Raw genomic sequence first — 16,856 nt, 5'->3', positions numbered from 1 at the left:
ACCTGTGGATAACTTCGCCAATTCTCGGCCCTCACGACCCAAACGGGCCGATTTGAGCCAAGTTATCCACAGGCTGGGCTCGGCCGCCTTGTAGCTCCCAGGCCCCAACCCTAGGCTGCGGGGCATGACATTATTGGAGCAGCTGGGGGACATCGCCAAGCGCGGCGTAGACCTGATTGAAGAGGCCTACGCCGCCGCTGACCTGCCCCTGCCTGCGGACCACGCGCGCGATCTGCGCCGCACCGCCGAGGCTTTCCTCGCACCTACCAGCCACTCGCGCTATCAACGCCGCGCCCTAGCCGCCGCGCGCCGCAACCAGCACAGCCTAGCCACGCTCGCGCTCATCGCCCGCCGTTCCCGGCGCGTGAAGAATGCCACCGAGCGCTGGCGCTTCCGCGAAACCCTGTGCGCTACCGCTGGGACCACCGCCGAAGTGTCCCGCGCCGCCACGCGCCTGCTGCGCGAAATCGCCCCGCCGCCCGAACGCGAAGACGGCGGGCGCCGCATCCTGCACGGCGAGAAAACCACGCTGAGCTTTACCGGCCCCGCCACCGAAATGGCCGATATTTGGGCCGCTGCGAAGGATAATCCCCTCGCTTGGCTCACCGGTTCCCGCGCCGTCGCGCCGACCAGCGTGACCACCAATGTCATCATCGAGCTGCCAGATTACCTGAAGATCCTGCGCGGCGAGGGCTCAGAAGTCCGCCTCGCCATGACCAACGGCGCCACCATCACCGGTGCCGATCTCCTCCGCCGCACGCTCGCCGGAGCCGGACTTTTCACCCTCATCCACCCCGAGGAAGGCCCCGTCAATCTCTACCGTGCCCGCCACGCCTCCGCCAAGCAGCGCCGCATGCTCGAGGCCGAAGGCGCGCGCTGCGCTTGGCCCGCTTGCAGACGCCCCGCCACTGAATGCCAAGCCCACCACATCTTCGAATACGCCCGTGGTGGCCACACCCACCCGGCGAATATGTGCCTTTTGTGCCCGTACCACAATTCCATCAACGGCCTTCCGGGGCGCGGGCGAATGGCGCGCATCAACGGGCGCATCGCCTGGCTGCCGCCGCATCCGCGCCACACGGACCGCCCCGCCCCGCCGGGCTCCGCTGCACCGTCACGTTCGGCGCCACCGCCAGACTCGGCGTCGCCACCGGAGCCGAATGCGCCTCCCCCAGTCTTTACTGGCCGCGCGCCACGCGGGCCGACCGCCGCCGTGCCCTAAACCGCGAAAACCAATTGTCCCAGGCCGTTACCGAATGGCACCGCGGTTAGTCTGCGGACTCCTAAATGGTCAAGCGCCCCGAAAGCGCACGGGACAAGGTGAGCTCGTCCACGAACTCCAAATCGCCTCCGAGCGGCATGCCGGAGGCCAATCTGGTGATCTTCAAATCGGGAAAGTCCCGCAATAACCGCACCAGGTAAGCCGCGGTGGCCTCGCCCTCCGTATTCGGGTCGGTGGCGAGGATGACCTCACGGATGGTAGGGGTGTCGTCGTAAAGCGGGGCCTCTGGCGTGGAATCCGCCAACTCCCTATCCGGCAGCACCCCGCCCAGCCGCTGGAGGAGCGTGGAAATATTCAAATCCTTCGGCCCAACATTGGCCAGCGGATCCAGCGCACCGCCAAGCACGTGGTAGCGCCCCTCGTACTCACCCGTGCGCTCGATGACCTGGATGTCCTTCGGCTCCTCCACAACGCAAATAGTCGAGGCGTCGCGCTGCGAATTGATGCAAATCCGGCACACATCCTCGCGCGAAATATTGCAACAAATACGGCAGAAAGTAACGCCGTCGCGCACGCCGCCTAAGGCATTTTGCAGGCGCTCGATATCCTCCGGTTCCATTTGCAACACATGAAACGCGATACGCTGCGCCGACTTCGGGCCGATGCCCGGTAGGCGCGAAAACTCATCAATGAGGTCCTGCAGAGGTCCTTCAAACACCACAACTCCCAAAATTACGTCAAGGCCGCGGCCCCATCACCGGGGCAACGGCCTTTTAAGAATATCGCGCGGTTAGAAGCCGCCGAACATGTCATCCATCGACGGTCCACCCTGGCCGCCCATGCCCTGCGACAGGGGACCAATCTTTTCCTGTGCCAACTTGCCCGCTGCGGCGTGGGCATCCTTAAACGCGCCCATCACCAGGTCCTGCAGCGTGTCGATGTCCTCCGGGTCAACCACGGACTTATCAATCTGCAGGTCTACCAGCTCGGCGCCACCGGTCATGGTCACCTTAACCAGACCATTGCCCGCGCTGCCCTCAACGTTGGTGGCCAGGATTTCTTCCTGCGCCTTCTGCAGCTCGGCCTGCACCTGCGCTGCCTGCGCGATGAGGTCGTTCATGTCGTTGGGTTGTGGGGTGGAATCTTGTTCAGCCATAGTTTTCGTCCTTTCTAAATAAATCCACTGTAGCTTTGCTACCGCTCGAGTCTACCGTGCCACAGTCCTATACACGGCGTGCGCCTAGTTCCTTTTCCACGAGTTCTATCGCTATCTCAGTGGCGCTGCGGTGGTCCATTTCGCCTGCGGACTGCGCGGCTTCGACCATGTCGCGTTCTTCGTCATCGCGCGTATAGGCCGGCGGTTCTTCCGGCGGCGGCTCGTCCGCGGGGCTTTCTGGCTCGGGCGGCAGCGGCACCCCGTTGCTAAATTGCGGCGTGCGCGCGAATTCATCATCGCGCTGCTTCGCCACCTCGGTTGCCTTGGCAATGCGCGAGCGCCACCCGGGCTTACTCTCTGCCTCCTTGTCGTCGCTCGGCTCGCGTTCGGGTGCGTTGGGGTTCCATTCGGGTTTGCTGTGCGGCGCCCGCGGCGCATCGAACCCGGCGGTCTTCGGGTCCGTGCCTACCACGCAGTTGACCTGAATATCGCGCTGGAATTCCTCCCGCAGCACGTCCACAATGACGGAATTATTCGCCGGCGCATTGATGCGTTCTGCCAGCGCACCGGTGGTATGCCCCAGCGTCAGCGTATTATCGCGGAACCCGAGCACGCGGGCTTCGGCAAGCATGATTTCGGCAACCTTATTACGCTTGCCGACGCTCCCCCTCAGCTCCACCCATTTCCGCTTCACTGCCTCCACGAAATCACCGTCATCGCCGCTTGCCGATGCCCCCTTCGACTGGTCCTGCCTCTCCGGCTGCGCTGGCGCCGCCGGCACCGGTTTCTCCAGCGGTTCCGCCTGGCCGTTGCCTCGGCCTGGCGCATTCTGCGGAACCTGGCGCTCCTGGCCCCATGGATTCGCGCTACCGTCAGTTTCTACGTCGCCGCCTGCCTCGGTAGCCGAAGCGTCCTTTTCAGGCACATCGCTAGACTGCGAATCCGTGGACTGCTGCTCAGGCTGCCCAGCCCAATCAGCTCTTTCTGGCTGCTCTGCCTGATCAGATGGCCCAGCCTTTTGCTGCTGCCCCGGCTGCGTATACTCCGCGCTCGATTGCGCAGGCCACGATGCTGATTGTTCCTCATTCTCAGCTCCTGCCGGCTGCGCTGCGTCCTCATGCCCGGCCTGCGATTGCTGCGCCGTTGCCTCCCGCTGCTCGTGTGTTTGCTCAGGTTGAGACGGCGATGACAATGCTGACGGTGATGCCGATTCCGGGGCCGGCTCCGGTGCCCCGGTGCCCGCGGCCGCTTGATTCCGTTGTTGTCCAGGTGCCTCTGAAGCAGTGGAGCCAGTAGCGGCCTGGTTTTGCTGAGCCTGGGACTTTGCACGGCGCCGCGCGATGATGGCGGCCGCTGCCGACTGCGGATCCTGGGCGCCCGAAAAGGCTGGCCCGTTTCCTGCAGAGGGTGCTGACTGGCCCGGCTGTCCTGCCTGCGGTGACTGTGCAGACTGTGCGCCTTGGCCAGCATGGTTGAACTGTTCCGTCTGCGCGGATTGCGGGGCGCCGCTGGGTTGGGCTGGCTGGGCTGCGGATGCCGCACTCGGTGCCGCGCCGGACGAGGTACCAATGAGCAAGTGGGCGCACATGATTTCGAGCAGTAGGCGCGGCGAGGTGGCCCCGGTCAGATCGCTGATGCGGTCATTGACGGTGGAGGCAAGATAAGTTAGCTGCGGGCCGGAAAAACGCTGCGCTTGGGAGGTGAGCACCTCGGCGCGGTCGGTGGGCGCGGAAACTAGGCCGGCATCGATAGCGCCCGGCACGGCCTGCAGGATCATCAGGTCGCGCAATCGGTCGAGCAAATCCACCGCAAACCGGCGCGGGTCGTGGCCGGCCTCGATGACGTTGTCTATCTGCGCAAAAAGACCGGCCTTGTCGTTTTCGGCGAGGGTGGCGATGGTGTCATCGAGAAGCGTGACGTCCGTAACGCCCAGCAGCGGGCGCGCGAGGTCATAGGTCAGACCATTGGGACCCGCGCCGGCCAAAAGCTGGTCCAGCAGCGACAGGGTATCGCGCGGGGAACCGCCGCCGGCCTCGATGACCATGGGATAGACGGCGTCTTCGACCTGCACGCCCTCGGCGGCCACGGTCTTTTGCAGCAGCCCCTTCATCGCGGGCGGGGTAAGCAAGCGGAAGGGATAGTGGTGCGTACGGGAGCGAATGGTGCCGATGATTTTTTCCGGCTCCGTCGTCGCAAAGATAAAAATCACGTGCTCGGGCGGCTCTTCGACCACCTTGAGCAACGCGTTGGCACCGGACGGGGAAATCATGTGCGCCTCGTCGATGATGAAGATGCGGTAGCGCGATTCCGCCGGCGCATAGTAGGCGCGGTCGCGCAGCTCGCGCATGTCCTCCACGCCATTGTGCGAGGCGGCGTCGAGCTCCGTCACGTCCAGGTTGCCAGGGCCGCCGGGCGCGAGCGACACGCACGAATCGCACTTGCCGCACGGCGTCGACGTGGGCCCGTGCTCGCAGTTGAGCGAGCGGGCCATAATCCGCGCCGAAGACGTCTTACCGCAGCCGCGCGGGCCGGAAAAGAGGTAGGCGTGGTTGATGCGCCCCGCGTCGAGGGCGGCAGATAGCGGCGTGGTGACCTGCTCTTGCCCCACGACCTCGGCAAACGTTGCTGGACGGTATTTCCGGTATAAAGCCACGGTTAGCCAGTTTACCGGCTAACCCTCGCGCGACCAGTCCAGCAGGTCAATGCCCTGCTCGGCCACGGCCTCCTGCAGCTTGCCGACGCCCTCTTCCACCCCAAACGCATATTCCGCATCCGTCAGCATGACCAACTGCAGCACGAGCGTCAGGCGGTCATCCTCGCGGTACTGCGGCGTCTGCCCGCCCCAAAGGTACGGGGCGATGAGCAGTCCGTGGTGCACGGTCAGCTCGCCGGGGAGATCCAAAAGCGACGGCAGCAAGACGCCGGGTTGCGCGGGCAAGAGGCCGCCCGCCTTCTCCAGCTTCGCGGCGGCAGCCCCCACTGCGGCGGCGACTTCGGGCTGGCCCACGCGCGCCACCGTGACCAATTCGCAGCGCACATCCAGGCCTTCGGCATCGCTGCGCAGGCCGGTATCGACGTCGTTGAAGGTGGTGGTGAGGGCGAGGGATTGGGCATCGGCAAGCGTGGCTAAACCCAGCCTGCGCCCGTCGACGTACCGGAACTCCAGCGGAGCCGGGATGACCTCGCTGAGCCACACGGCGGATTCGTCGGCGTTGATTTTAGCCCTCCGCCTTTTCGATGGCCGCCAGGAGCACGCAGGTGGCAACGCCGTCGATGGCTTCCTCGATTTCCTCCTGCGGCGGCAGCGAAACCGCAAGGCGGATATTGCGGTCGTTCTCATCGCGGCCGTGCGGGTAGGCCGCGCCCGCCTTGGTGAGTACGATGCCTGCGTCCTTGGCCAACTCCCACACGCGGGTGGCGGTGCCGTCGACGACGTCCATGGAAATGAAGTAGCCACCCTTAGGGTCGGTCCATTCCGCGACGCCGTACTCGCCCAGACGCTCATCCAGGATGCGGCGCGCGGCAGCGAACTTCGGCGCCAGCAGCTCGGCGTGGCTGCGCATTAGCTCGCGCACGCCGTCCGCGGAGCCAAAGAACTCGGCGTGGGCGAACTGGTTGATCTTATTCGGTCCAATGCCGCGGATGCCCGCGTTCGCCAGGTACCAGTCGAGGTTCTCTGCCGAGGACCCGAAAAAGCTCACGCCAGAGCCCGCGAAAGTGACCTTGGAGCTCGAGGACATGGCCCAGAAGCGGTTGGGGTGCCCGCCCTGCTTGGCGATGTCCAGAATCGGCAAGATTTCCGGGAACTCGTCTGTCAGCGTGTGTACTGCATAGGCGTTATCCCACACAATGCGGAAATCCGGCGCCGCGGTATCCATTTCTGCCAGGCGGCGGGTCTTGTCCTCCGAAATGAGCACGCCGGTGGGGTTGGAGAACATGGGGATAATCCACATGCCCTTGACCTGTGGGTCTTGGGCGAGCTTTGCGATGGCCTCAACATCTGGGCCGTCGTCTTCCATCGGCACCGTCACCAGCTCGAAGCCGAAAAGCTCCGTGATGGAGAAGTGGCGGTCATAGCCGGGAACCGGGCAGATCCACTTGACGGTTTCTTCCTCGCTCCACGGGCGCGGCGAATCATTGGTGCCGAAGGTATAGGCCCAAGAAATGAGATCGAACATGATGTTGAGCGAGGAGCTATCGCCGGCCAATAAGAGCTCTGGGTCAATATTGGTAAGCTCGCCCCACAGCTCGCGCAGCTTCTTAACGCCCTTCAGGTTGCCGTAGTTGCGCAGGTCAGCACCTTCAGCATCGGTGTAGTTTCCCTCACCCGGCAGCGACAACAGCGCGTTGGAGAGATCGAGCTGCGCCTTCGATGGCTTGCCACGGGTCAAATCCAGCTTGAGGCCCTTTGCTTTCAGGTCCGCATATTCTTCGCGGACTTTCGCGGCAAGTTCTGCCAAGGCGGACGATTCCAGAGTGAGAAGCGACATTAGTATGTCTTACCTTCCGTAGTGTGGTGCGACGTTTAGCCACCAATACTAACGCACCCTGCATAAAAAAGGGACCCCGCGCACCCGTCAGAGCCTCCTGACCCTTGCTGCATTCCTGCCCTGGGGGAGTTCAGAGGATGGACGCCACGCGGAATCCTGCTTTCACTTTAACGCCCGCGGCCCGCATTAGCCAAATACACCACCTCGCGGCATTTGCCTGGGCGAGGCGGAAGGCTGTGGGAGGCATCGGCAAGCGGCAGCAGCACGATGAGCGCACCGCCCTGACCCACCGGAACCCAATAATTGCCCAAAAATTACGGTTGACCAGGCGATTGGTATTCTAATTGCCACGGCTGCTAATGTTTCTTCTCGGAGGATTCGACTAGCGGCCTATGTCACACGCCTGGAACGCGTGCGGGGTTCACGCCCCTCGTGGGTTCAAATCCCACATCCTCCGCCACTGGAAATCCCGGCTCGAAAGGGTCGGGATTTCCGCATATCTACAGCCTGCTTGTTTAATCCGTGAAAACCCGTCAAAATAGAGATAGTTCCTTTCCCCATAAACTATCTCACTAGGACGCTCTCCCCCATGGACTATGTCTTGGCTCTCGGCGAAAACCCCGATTTTCCTTTGTGGCTTCGCGCGACGCACCTCATCAACTTTGTACTCATCGGCATGCTCTTGCGCTCCGGGCTGGAAATGCTTTCTTCCATGCCGCGCCTGTGGTGGCGCAATGACTGCGCCCCTGGCACCGAATGGCTGCGATTTACCAAGCGCAAGCTGCCCAAGGAAGAGGGCGTATATACCTCTTTGATGGACGAGCTTTCGTGGTCGCCGCTGGTGACCCTGCCGGGCCGCGAAAACGTGGGCCTCGGCCGCCACTGGCACGGCCTATCGGTCATGCTGTGGGTCCTCAATGGCTTGGTATATGTCGTGCTGCTCTTTGCCACTGGCCTGTGGCAGCGCCTCATCCCCACGTCCTGGGACATCATCCCGGAGGCTTGGGATACCTTCAAGGTCTATATCAGCCTCAGCGCGCCCGGCATCGAGCACTTCACGCCCTACGATGCCCTCCAGCAGCTTGCCTACGCCTTCGTCATCTTCATCGTCGCGCCCTTCATGATGGTGACCGGTCTGGGCATGTCGCCGGCCATCCGCGTGCGTTTCCCGTGGTTCGTGAAGATGTTGGGCGGGCACCAGGGCGCTCGCTCACTGCACTTTATCGGCATGGTCTTGATGTCCGCGTTCATCCTGGTCCACGTGGTGCTGGTCTTCTTCGTGCACCGCGAGCACAACATGGTCCACATCGTCTTCGGCGACGTCTCCACCGAGCGCTATGTGCAGGCCTTTACCACCGTCGTCATCACCATCGTGGCGGTCATCATCTTCTGGATTGCCCTGTCCTACTGGACCTTGGCAGACCGCGCCCGGGCGCATAATTTCTTGGTCTCGTTCACCGAAATCGGCCGCAAGCTTTCGCTGAATCACTTCCACCCGCGCAAGCCCAAGGAGACCAAGGACTCGCCGATGCCCATTTCCTCCTTCCACTGGACCAACGGCCTGCCGCCGACGGAGAAGGAGTCCCCTGAGTGGACCGAGTACAAGCGCAATGGCTGGCAGGATTACGCCATTACCGTGGCTGATGATGTCAACGGCACCGAAAAGACCGTCACCCTTGAGCAGTTGCGGGAGCTGCCGCAGACGTCTTATATCGCCACGCATACCTGCATGCAGGGGTGGTCGGCGACCTCCAAGTGGGGAGGGCCCAAGCTTGCCGATGTCCTCGAGCTACTCTGCCCCCGCCCCGAAGGCGCCAACTACGTGCTCATCGAGTCCTATGGCTTGGCGCAAAAGATGTACGATAACCGCCCGCGCGAGCCTTTCTACGCGGCCTTCGATATCGAGACCGCCATGGAAGATCAGTCCATTTTGGCGATTTCGCGCAATGACCAGGACATCGATCTGCACTTGGGCGCCCCAGTGCGCGCCCGCGTGGAGTCGAACCACGGGTATAAGGCCGTGAAGTGGGTATCGCGCATTGCCTGGATTGGTGATTACGCCGACTACGGCGATGGCCGCGGCGGCACCCGCGAGGATTCCGCGCTCCAGGCCTTCAACGGCCGCATCTAACACCGAAGGATTAGAATCTGTTTCTATGACTGATAAATCTTCCGTCACCGAAACCCGCATCGCCATCGAAGGCGTCCGCAACGACAATGACGTGCGCAAGTGCCTGCAAAAGCTCTACGGCATCTTTGCCGATACGGGAATGGGCCAAGCCACCTTCGAGATGACCGGGGAGGCCACCGCGGATGTCGTCATCAAGCACTCCGAGTCCGTCACGGTGGACCCAGAGGTCATCGATGCGGCGGTGCGCAAGGCGGGGCCGTACCGCCTCGCCTAGTCGATGCGCGGTGGCTCGTAGCCGTCCTCTTTAAGCCACGCGATATGCGGCGGGGTATTCATGCCCCACTCGCTGCGCGCCCAGGCAAAGGTCTGGCGCACCTCGGCCTCGGAATAACCGCCATCGCGCAGGTACTGCCGGAAGCCGTTCGGCCCGGAATCCTTGATCCAGAGCCAGACGTAGTCGTCGAGGGAGTCATCGGCAAGCAAGCTTTCTAAGCCCGCCGGAACGAACTCGCGCTCGGCGCGCACGCGGTCCGCCAAATCCTCATCGAGGAAATCGTAGAGGTAGTCCATCGCGTCCTCGAGCTCGGCATAGTGTTGTGGATCCATGGGCTAGATCTCCCGGTGATTAGTGCCGATGACCATGCGGTCGATCTCTTCCAGTATCTCATCCACGATGGCCGGATTGAAGGCCCGATCCTTGCGCAGGACTAAGAGCTCGCTCTGCGCGGCGTTCAGCGCGGTGCGGCGGGCCTCCAGGGCGACGCGGCGGGCCTCCTCGGCGCGCTGCTTGCGCATATCGTTATTCTCGGCGGGGTTTTCGCCATCGCCCAGGCGGTCCTCGAACCACTGAATGACGTTGGCGGAAATCTCCGGATCGACCGTTTCGGCCTCGCCGGTGGCATCGTCTTCCGGGCGGAATTGCGATAGCGCATCGATGCTGGCGGCGCGCGCCCGCGAGACCACCGCGGCGCGCATCTTATCGTTGGCGGCCTGCGAGGCCTCGGTGAGATCGAGCTGCCTCATCAACCACGGCAGCAGCAGGCCGGGCAGCACCATGGTGACCAACAGGACGGTCAGGGCGATAACGGCCAGCTCGTGGTGGAAGGCGAAGACGCCGGTGGGAATGGATAGAACCAGCGCCAGGGTCACCAGGCCGCGCATGCCGGACCAGGTCATCAGCAGCACCTCCTGCATCCGCAGCGGGGCAACGTGCGGGCGCCCGCGCGAGACGTTGAGGCGGTAGTAGAAGAACATCCACACGAAACGCACCACGAAGGCTACCAGCGAGAGGATTACGCCGACCATAACCGAGTGCCACAAATCCGAGCCGACCTCCGCGATGGCCGTATTAACCGTCAGCCCGATAAGGCCGAACGCGACGCCGGTAAACAGCAGCTCCATGGTCTCCCAGAATGACTGGCCGGAAAGCCGGTCCTCGGCCTGGATATCGGCGCGCGAGTTGAGCTCGACGGCGGCGATGACCACGGCGATAACCCCGGAGGCTTTCAATTCCTCGGCCACGAGGAAGGTGGCGAAAGGAACCACCCAGGTCAAAGCGTTGCGCGCGACCACATCGTGGACGTGGGTAATAAACAGCGCCGTCAGCCGCCCGATGAGCCAACCAATGGCAAGCGCGACGACGGACGAATAAAGGAAGCTCAGCACGCCGCTGCCAAAGGAAATATCGCCGCCCTGGGTCACAGCGGCAAGCGCGAGGTGGAAGGCGACGATGGAGGCGGCATCATTAAATAGCCCCTCTGTTTGCAGGGTAGTGATGATGCGGCGCGGGATGCCGGCGGGCTCGGCCACCGCATCCACGGCCACGGGGTCCGGCGGGGCGATGGCCGCGCCGATGAGGATGGCGGCGGCGATGCTAATTCCCGGCAGGAAGGCGTAGGCGGTCGCGCCCACGGCGAGGGTCGTGGCGACAACGAGGAGCACGGACAGGCTCAGGATGGTCACCCACTGCCCGCGAATCACGCCCCAGGACGTGCGCCGCGCCAGCGCCCACAGCAGCGGCGGCAAGAAGATGGGAAGGATGAGCTCGGTGGGGATGTCGAATTGCGGCAGCCCCGGCACGAAAACGGCGCAGGCGGTAATAATCGTCAGCAGCGCGGGCCAGGGCAGCCCGACCCTATCGCCGATCGCAACAACGAAGACGGTCAGCAGCATGAGCCCGATGAGAACCAATAAAACTTCCATGGGCTCGATAGTATTACGGACGCCAAATATACGGCTCGCGGCGCAATTCCTCCGGCCGGAATTGCGCGAGGAGCTCGGCGGCGGTCTCCGCCTCATAGCCCAAAGACTGCGCCAGCTGCTTGACGATGCCCCTCTGCTCCCCCATTTCCCGCATCGTCACCGCGCCATCGCGCTTGGCCAGGCGCTTGCCCGCGGTATTCAGGACCAGCGGCACGTGCACGTAGCTCGGCGGTGCAATCCCCAATAAGGAAGCAAGATAAGCCTGGCGCGGGGCGGAGGATAAGAGATCGTCGCCGCGGACCACCTGGTCGATGCCCTGGTAGGCATCATCCACAACCACCGCCAGGTTATAGGCCCAACCGCCGTCCTGCCCGCCGCGGCGCAAGATGAAATCATCGACGTCGCCGGTGTAATCGCCGTGCAGGGCGTCATGGATGGTGAAGGTGGAGACATCGGCGCGCAGGCGCAGCGCCGGCTGGCGGTTTTGGGCGGCGAGCTGGGCGCGTTTGGTGGCACGTTGGGCATCGGAAAGCGCGCGGCAGGTGCCCGGGTACTGGCCGGGGATGGCGTGCGGGGCGCGGGAGGCTTCGCGGATATCCTTGCGCGAGCAGTAGCACTCGTAGACCGGCAGCTGCTCGAGCGCCGCGGCATAGGCGGCATCGCGATCCTGCTGGTAAATGACCTCGCCATCCCACTCCAGCCCCAGGGCCGCAAGGTCCGCAAGCTGGCGTTCGGCCGCCGCGCGGGAGGAGCGCTGCTTATCGATGTCCTCCACCCGCACCACAAACCTGCGCCCCGTCGAGCGCGCGTAGAGCCACGCGAGAAGCGCCGTGCGGAGGTTGCCAAAGTGCAGGTCGCCGGAAGGGCTCGGGGCGTAGCGGCCCGCCCCGGTGGTCGCGGAATTCATATTCCCAGCATACGGTTTGGCACAATGGTGGGCATGGAAAAATCCCCCTCCTCTCAAGTGCGTTTTATCCCCGTTCATTCCACTCTCTATCCCTGGCTCGTCACGATCTTCGTCGTGACGTTTTTGATTTCTAATATCAACGCCACCAAGGGCGTCCAGCTCGGGCCGCTCGTGACCGACGGCGCCTTCTTCCTCTTCCCGCTGGCCTATATCGTCGGCGACGTTTTGTCCGAGTGCTACGGCTTCAAGTCCACCCGGCGCGCCATCTACATCGGCTTTGCGATGGCCCTGCTCGCTGTGGTGTGTTTCTACATCGCCATCTGGCTGCCCGCGGCGGATTTCTATGAGGGCCAGGAGGCCTTCGCCGCCACGCTGGGCTTGGTGCCGCGCATCGTTTTGGCCTCCCTGGCCGGCTACCTGGTGGGCCAGCTGCTCAACGCGTGGACGCTGACCGCGATGAAGAAGCGCAGCGGCGAAAAGGGCCTTTTCTCCCGGCTGATTGCCTCCACCGTGGTGGGCGAGTTTGGCGATACCTTGCTGTTTTGCGCCATCGCCGCGCCCGTCATCGGCATCGACACCACGAGCGGTTTCATCAACTACGTGGTGGTGGGCTTTGTGTGGAAGACGCTGATTGAGGTCGTCCTCTTGCCCATTACCTCCACTGTTATCAAGCTGGTGAAAAAGCGCGAGGATTACCGCGCCTTCGACGCCGCGTAGTAGCGGCCCAGGAATTCATCGCGGTAGTCCTCGTAGTAGCCGCCGTTGATGGCGGCGCGGATATTATCTACTAGCCGCACCATGAATTCCACGTTGTGGATGGTGCACAGCGTGCCGGCCAAAAATTCCTTCGCCTTGAGCAGGTGGTGCAAGTAGGCGCGCGAGTAGTTCTCCGTGACGTAGCCGCCGAACTCCTCGTCTACACCCTTAAAGTCCCGCTTGAACCGCGCATTGGTGAGGTTCAGGCGGCCATCGAGCGTGTAGACGCCACCGCGGCGAGCCAGGCGGGTCGGCGCGACGCAATCGAAGGTATCGGCGCCGGCCTCGACCGCGGTGAAGATGTCATCGGGTTCGGAGATGCCGAGCAGGTGGCGCGGTTTATCGTCCGGTAGTTCATCGCAGACCCAGCCCACGATGGTGCCGAGGTTCTGCTTTTCCAGCGCGCCGCCGATGCCGAAGCCGCCGAAACCGCGCTGGCCCTTCTCCCGCGCGGCGCGGTCCAGGTCCAAGAGGCCGCGGGTGGCCTGGCGGCGCAGGTCCTCGTATTGCGCGCCCTGCACCACGCCCCACAGCGATTGCTTCGGGCGGTGGTAGCGCTCGCGGGTAAGCCGGTCGTGTTCTTCCAGGCAGCGCTGCGCCCACCGGTGGGTGCGGGCGACGGATTCTTCCTGGTAGGTGCGCGAATCAATGAGCGTGGTCAGCTCGTCGAAGGCAAACATGATGTCTGCGCCCAGCCCGTGCTGAATCTGCATGGACTTTTCGGGCGTAAAGCGGTGCTTGGAGCCATCGATAATCGAGCGGAAGTCCACGCCTTCCTCATCCACCTTGGCCATGCGCTCCCTTTTCGCGGCCCGAATATCCTTTTCGGTGAGATCCGCCAAGTCCATGGCGATGACCTTTTTAAAGCCCACGCCCAAAGACATCACCTGGAATCCGCCGGAATCGGTGTAGGTCGGCCCGTGCCAGTTCTCAAATTTCGCCACGCCGCCGGCCTCGTCCACGATGTCGTGGCCCGGCTGGAGGTAGAGGTGATAGGCATTGGACAAAATGGCCTGCGCTCCGGTGGCGCGAATCTGCTCCGGTGTCAGTGTCTTCACGGTGGCCTTGGTCGCCACTGGGATAAACGCCGGGGTGGCGATATCGCCGTGCGGGGTGTGGATAACACCACTGCGACCATGCTTGCCGGGGCCTTCGGGCAGGCGCTTATCGATGTCGAAACTTAAGTCCTTCATTCCTTTTCTTCCTCTTCTTCCCTGGTCTTCTGGCCGTCATCCGCGTGTTGTGCTTCCCATTCTTCCTCAAGCGCGGTGCCTTCGATGTCTACGGTGGGCAGGATCTTATCCAGCCACTTGGGCATCCACCACGTAGCGCGGCCCATGAGGAACATGGAGGCGGGGACGAGGGTCATGCGGACAAAGAAGGCATCGAAAAGCACGCCCGCCGCCAAGGCAAAGCCGAAGATCTGGATGAACGGCAGCGGCTGATTGATAAAGGCCACGAAGACCGAAATCATGATGATGGCCGCGGCCGTCACCACGCGCGCGCCCTGGGTAAAACCGGTGATGGTGGCCTCATCGACGGCGCTATAGGGTCCCGACGTGCCCTTCGGATGCCGCGCAATGTGCTCGCGCATGCGGGTGACCAGGAAGACCTGGTAGTCCATGGCCAAGCCGAAGGTCACACCGATGAGGAAGATCGGCATGAATGATAGCAGCGGGCCGGGGCCCGGGACGAGGCCCCACAGGCCGTCTTGCCATACCAGCACCGTCAGTCCGAAGGCGCCGCCCACCGAAAGCAGGAAGCCGAGGCCCGCCACCAGTGGCACCAGGAGGGATCGGAAGACGACGAGTAGCAGCACGATCGCCAGCCCCACAACGATGCTGAGGTACGGCACCATCGCACCGCGCAAGCGCTCGGTAATGTCCAATTGCACGGCGGTCAGGCCTGTCAGGCCGATCTCGGTGCCGGTGGTGCCTTCGATCTCCTTGGTGGCGGAGCGCAGCGCGTGCGCAACATTAATGGTTGCGGCTTCCGTTGGCGAGGTTTCCGGAGTCACCATGATTTGTGCCGAGCGCTGGTCCTCGCTGAGCGAAACGATTTGTGCATGCTTTACCCCGCCGAGCGTCTTCAATTGATCCGCGGTGTAGAGGAAGGACGCCAGCGCTGCCTTGTCTTCGGCGCTGGTCGGCGCGGCGGCGTCTTCCTTGTCCTCGACCTCTGCGACGGGGGCGATTTCCGGCTCCGCTGGCTGGTCGCCAGGCTGGTCCGCGGGGTGATCGCCGGGCTGGTCAGCTGGCTGGTCCGATGGCTGATCGGGCGCCCCGTTGGGCGCGGGCCCAGGCGCGTTATCGGGCGCATGATCCTCCGGGTTTTCGGCGGGCGGCTCGCCGGCACCTTCTTCGGGTTCGGCTTCTCCGCCCTGGGCCGCCACCAATGGGGCGAGTGCGGCGGAATCGGCGTTGATGGTGTGGGCATCGACAACCGCGAGGAACGGCCCGTTGACGCCGGGGCCGAAGCCCTCGGCCATCAGGTCGGCAGCCTTGCGCTGGGTGGTATCGGGATTCGAGGTGGTATCGGCAGGCAGCGCCAACTCCATGTGAAGCACGGGGGCGGTCATGGCGCCGAGGGCGAGGACGACGAGGGCCATCGCCAAGCCGGGCACCTTTTGTACCAGTCGTACCCAGCGATGGCCCATGGTAGGCCCGCGGCGCGCCTTGCCCTTGCGGGAAGGGTTGCCGGCCACGCCGGGGATGCGGCCGCTAAACGCCTTGTCCCCCAAAAGCCCGAGCATCGCGGGGATGAGTGTGAGGGAGACAAGGACGGCGATAGCCACGGTTGCTGCGGCGGAAAGCCCCATGGCGGTGAGGAATTCGATGCGCGCAATGAGCAGGGCAAAAAGCGCGGTAAAGACGGTGGTTCCGGCGAAAACCACGGACGAGCCCGCCGTTCCTGCTGCCATACCTGCGGCCGCTGGGGCGGACATGCGGGCCCGCTCGGCGCGGTAGCGGGACAGGATAAATAGCGCATAGTCGATGCCCACCGCCAGGCCAATCATGATGGCCAGCACCGGCGTCATGTTGTTGAGCTCTATCCAGTGCGTGGTAATCAGCATGCCGCATGCGCCCAGACCGACTCCGATGACGGCCGAAATTAACGGCATTCCAGAAGCGACCAGGGAGCCGAAGGTAAAAATGAGGACGAGGAAGGCCACGCCCAGGCCAATAATCTCGGAAGTGGAGTTAACCCGAATCTCATCGCCAAACCCGGCGCCGCCGGCCTCGACGGTAAGCCCCTGCTGCCTGCCGATGTCCATCGCTTCCGTCACGATGTCTTTATCGGCTTGGTCCACGCTATAGGGCGATTCGGCATCGAAGTTGAAGGTGGTATAGGCAATGGTCTTGTCTTCGTTGACCATGGCGAGGTTATCGGCATCGGCATGCGCGGACGATTCCGGCAGCCCCATCTCCGTGAACTGGTGGATGACCTCATCCTGCAGCCGCGGCGAGACCTCAAGGGGGTTGCCCAAACGCATGGTATCGCCCATCTCCAGGTTATCCTCGAGGTGGGTGATGACCGCCTTGATGGCCTTTTCATTGGCGGGATCTGAGAGCTTTTGGCCCTCCGGGGCCTGGAAGACCAAGTTCACCGATGGGGAGTTGGCGGGATTGCCGCCTTCCGGGAAGAGATCCATCGTTTTGTAGGTGGCATCGATGGACGGGGTGCCTTTGATAGCGAACTCGCTCGTCATCGGTTTCATCAACAAGGCGGTAGCGCCGCCGGCGGCGGCAAGCAGGACCACCCAGGTGACGATGACCTTCCATTTATTAAGGAAAGACCAGCGCCCGAGCCGGTAGAGGAGTTTAGCCACGGGAAATGTACCTTCGCATTCGCGTAGTCGGACGGATTTAACTTCGCCCTAGTGTAGTTGCCGTGCCCCTTATTCCCTATTACTTAGCCGCCGGGCAGCCCGTATTCACAGACGATGCCAAGGCGGCGGGCCAAAAAGAACCGTGGCCGCCCGATGCAGTCAA

General features: G+C 63.2%; 15 protein-coding genes, 1 tRNA gene and 1 other RNA gene. 5 read left to right on the top strand and 12 right to left on the bottom strand.

What is annotated here, in order from left to right:
* Positions 1-124: 124 nt before the first annotated feature.
* Positions 125-1,222, top strand: a complete 1,098-nt coding sequence (locus HMPREF1257_RS07475) for an HNH endonuclease signature motif containing protein (protein WP_023025003.1) — start codon at positions 125-127, stop codon at positions 1,220-1,222.
* Positions 1,223-1,283: 61 nt separating this feature from the next.
* Here HMPREF1257_RS07475 and recR read toward each other — a convergent pair whose 3' ends face one another.
* The 7 genes from recR to HMPREF1257_RS12245 form a co-directional block, all read right to left on the bottom strand.
* Positions 1,284-1,940 carry a recombination mediator RecR gene (gene recR / locus HMPREF1257_RS07470; protein ID WP_023025001.1) on the bottom strand — a complete coding sequence of 219 codons (657 nt, stop codon included), beginning with the start codon at positions 1,938-1,940 and terminating at the stop codon, positions 1,284-1,286.
* 72 nt (positions 1,941-2,012) lie between these two features.
* Positions 2,013-2,378 carry a YbaB/EbfC family nucleoid-associated protein gene (locus HMPREF1257_RS07465; RefSeq protein ID WP_023024999.1) on the bottom strand — a complete coding sequence of 122 codons (366 nt, stop codon included), beginning with the start codon at positions 2,376-2,378 and terminating at the stop codon, positions 2,013-2,015.
* Positions 2,379-2,445: 67 nt separating this feature from the next.
* Positions 2,446-5,031, bottom strand: coding sequence for a DNA polymerase III subunit gamma and tau (locus tag HMPREF1257_RS07460; protein WP_034659460.1), 2,586 nt, complete (start codon positions 5,029-5,031; stop codon positions 2,446-2,448).
* Between the two features lie 18 nt (positions 5,032-5,049).
* Complete coding sequence (locus HMPREF1257_RS07455) at positions 5,050-5,574, bottom strand: suppressor of fused domain protein (protein WP_023024995.1); 525 nt, start codon at positions 5,572-5,574, stop codon at positions 5,050-5,052.
* A 22-nt stretch (positions 5,575-5,596) separates the two neighbouring features.
* Positions 5,597-6,868, bottom strand: a complete 1,272-nt coding sequence (locus tag HMPREF1257_RS07450) for an aminotransferase class I/II-fold pyridoxal phosphate-dependent enzyme (protein WP_023024994.1) — start codon at positions 6,866-6,868, stop codon at positions 5,597-5,599.
* 64 nt (positions 6,869-6,932) lie between these two features.
* Positions 6,933-7,029, bottom strand: an RNA gene (ffs, locus tag HMPREF1257_RS11915) — signal recognition particle sRNA small type.
* Positions 7,030-7,035: 6 nt separating this feature from the next.
* Positions 7,036-7,179 (bottom strand): hypothetical protein, encoded by a 144-nt coding sequence (locus HMPREF1257_RS12245; RefSeq protein ID WP_156904650.1) that lies wholly within the window; start codon positions 7,177-7,179, stop codon positions 7,036-7,038.
* A gap of 60 nt (positions 7,180-7,239) precedes the next feature.
* Between HMPREF1257_RS12245 and HMPREF1257_RS07440 the strand changes: the two genes are divergently transcribed.
* The 3 genes from HMPREF1257_RS07440 (at position 7,240) to HMPREF1257_RS07430 (ending at position 9,273) form a co-directional block, all read left to right on the top strand.
* Positions 7,240-7,328 (top strand) — tRNA-Ser (locus HMPREF1257_RS07440).
* A 129-nt stretch (positions 7,329-7,457) separates the two neighbouring features.
* The gene (locus HMPREF1257_RS07435; RefSeq protein ID WP_023024992.1) at positions 7,458-8,999 is read left to right on the top strand and encodes a molybdopterin-dependent oxidoreductase; all 1,542 of its coding nucleotides are present in this window, start codon (positions 7,458-7,460) and stop codon (positions 8,997-8,999) included.
* Between the two features lie 25 nt (positions 9,000-9,024).
* The gene (locus tag HMPREF1257_RS07430; RefSeq protein ID WP_005276443.1) at positions 9,025-9,273 is read left to right on the top strand and encodes a hypothetical protein; all 249 of its coding nucleotides are present in this window, start codon (positions 9,025-9,027) and stop codon (positions 9,271-9,273) included.
* On the opposite strand, the gene HMPREF1257_RS07425 is transcribed toward HMPREF1257_RS07430, so the two are convergent.
* From HMPREF1257_RS07425 to gluQRS, 3 genes are read right to left on the bottom strand one after another with little or no spacing between them, the layout of a single operon-like run.
* Entirely contained in the window at positions 9,270-9,605 is a 336-nt protein-coding gene (locus tag HMPREF1257_RS07425; protein ID WP_005276440.1) for a hypothetical protein, read from the bottom strand. The genes HMPREF1257_RS07430 and HMPREF1257_RS07425 overlap by 4 nt on opposite strands.
* Positions 9,606-9,608: 3 nt before the next feature.
* The gene (locus HMPREF1257_RS07420; RefSeq protein WP_023024989.1) at positions 9,609-11,201 is read right to left on the bottom strand and encodes a sodium:proton antiporter; all 1,593 of its coding nucleotides are present in this window, start codon (positions 11,199-11,201) and stop codon (positions 9,609-9,611) included.
* 13 nt (positions 11,202-11,214) lie between these two features.
* Positions 11,215-12,108, bottom strand: coding sequence for a tRNA glutamyl-Q(34) synthetase GluQRS (gene gluQRS, locus HMPREF1257_RS07415; protein WP_023024987.1), 894 nt, complete (start codon positions 12,106-12,108; stop codon positions 11,215-11,217).
* Between the two features lie 24 nt (positions 12,109-12,132).
* Between gluQRS and HMPREF1257_RS07410 the strand changes: the two genes are divergently transcribed.
* The gene (locus tag HMPREF1257_RS07410; RefSeq protein WP_023024985.1) at positions 12,133-12,825 is read left to right on the top strand and encodes a queuosine precursor transporter; all 693 of its coding nucleotides are present in this window, start codon (positions 12,133-12,135) and stop codon (positions 12,823-12,825) included.
* Here HMPREF1257_RS07410 and tgt read toward each other — a convergent pair.
* Positions 12,801-14,057, bottom strand: a complete 1,257-nt coding sequence (tgt, locus tag HMPREF1257_RS07405) for a tRNA guanosine(34) transglycosylase Tgt (protein WP_023024983.1) — start codon at positions 14,055-14,057, stop codon at positions 12,801-12,803. The two genes, HMPREF1257_RS07410 and tgt, sit on opposite strands and share 25 nt — an antisense overlap.
* On the bottom strand, positions 14,054-16,693 hold the full coding sequence (locus HMPREF1257_RS07400) for an MMPL family transporter (RefSeq protein WP_023024981.1): 2,640 nt from the start codon (positions 16,691-16,693) through the stop codon (positions 14,054-14,056). Before HMPREF1257_RS07400 ends, tgt begins: the two co-directional genes overlap by 4 nt.
* Positions 16,694-16,856: the final 163 nt, after the last annotated feature.

It is taken from the genome of Corynebacterium sp. KPL1814, assembly GCF_000478175.1.
Lineage (GTDB): Bacteria > Actinomycetota > Actinomycetes > Mycobacteriales > Mycobacteriaceae > Corynebacterium.
This window is presented reverse-complemented; position numbering and strand designations above follow the sequence as displayed.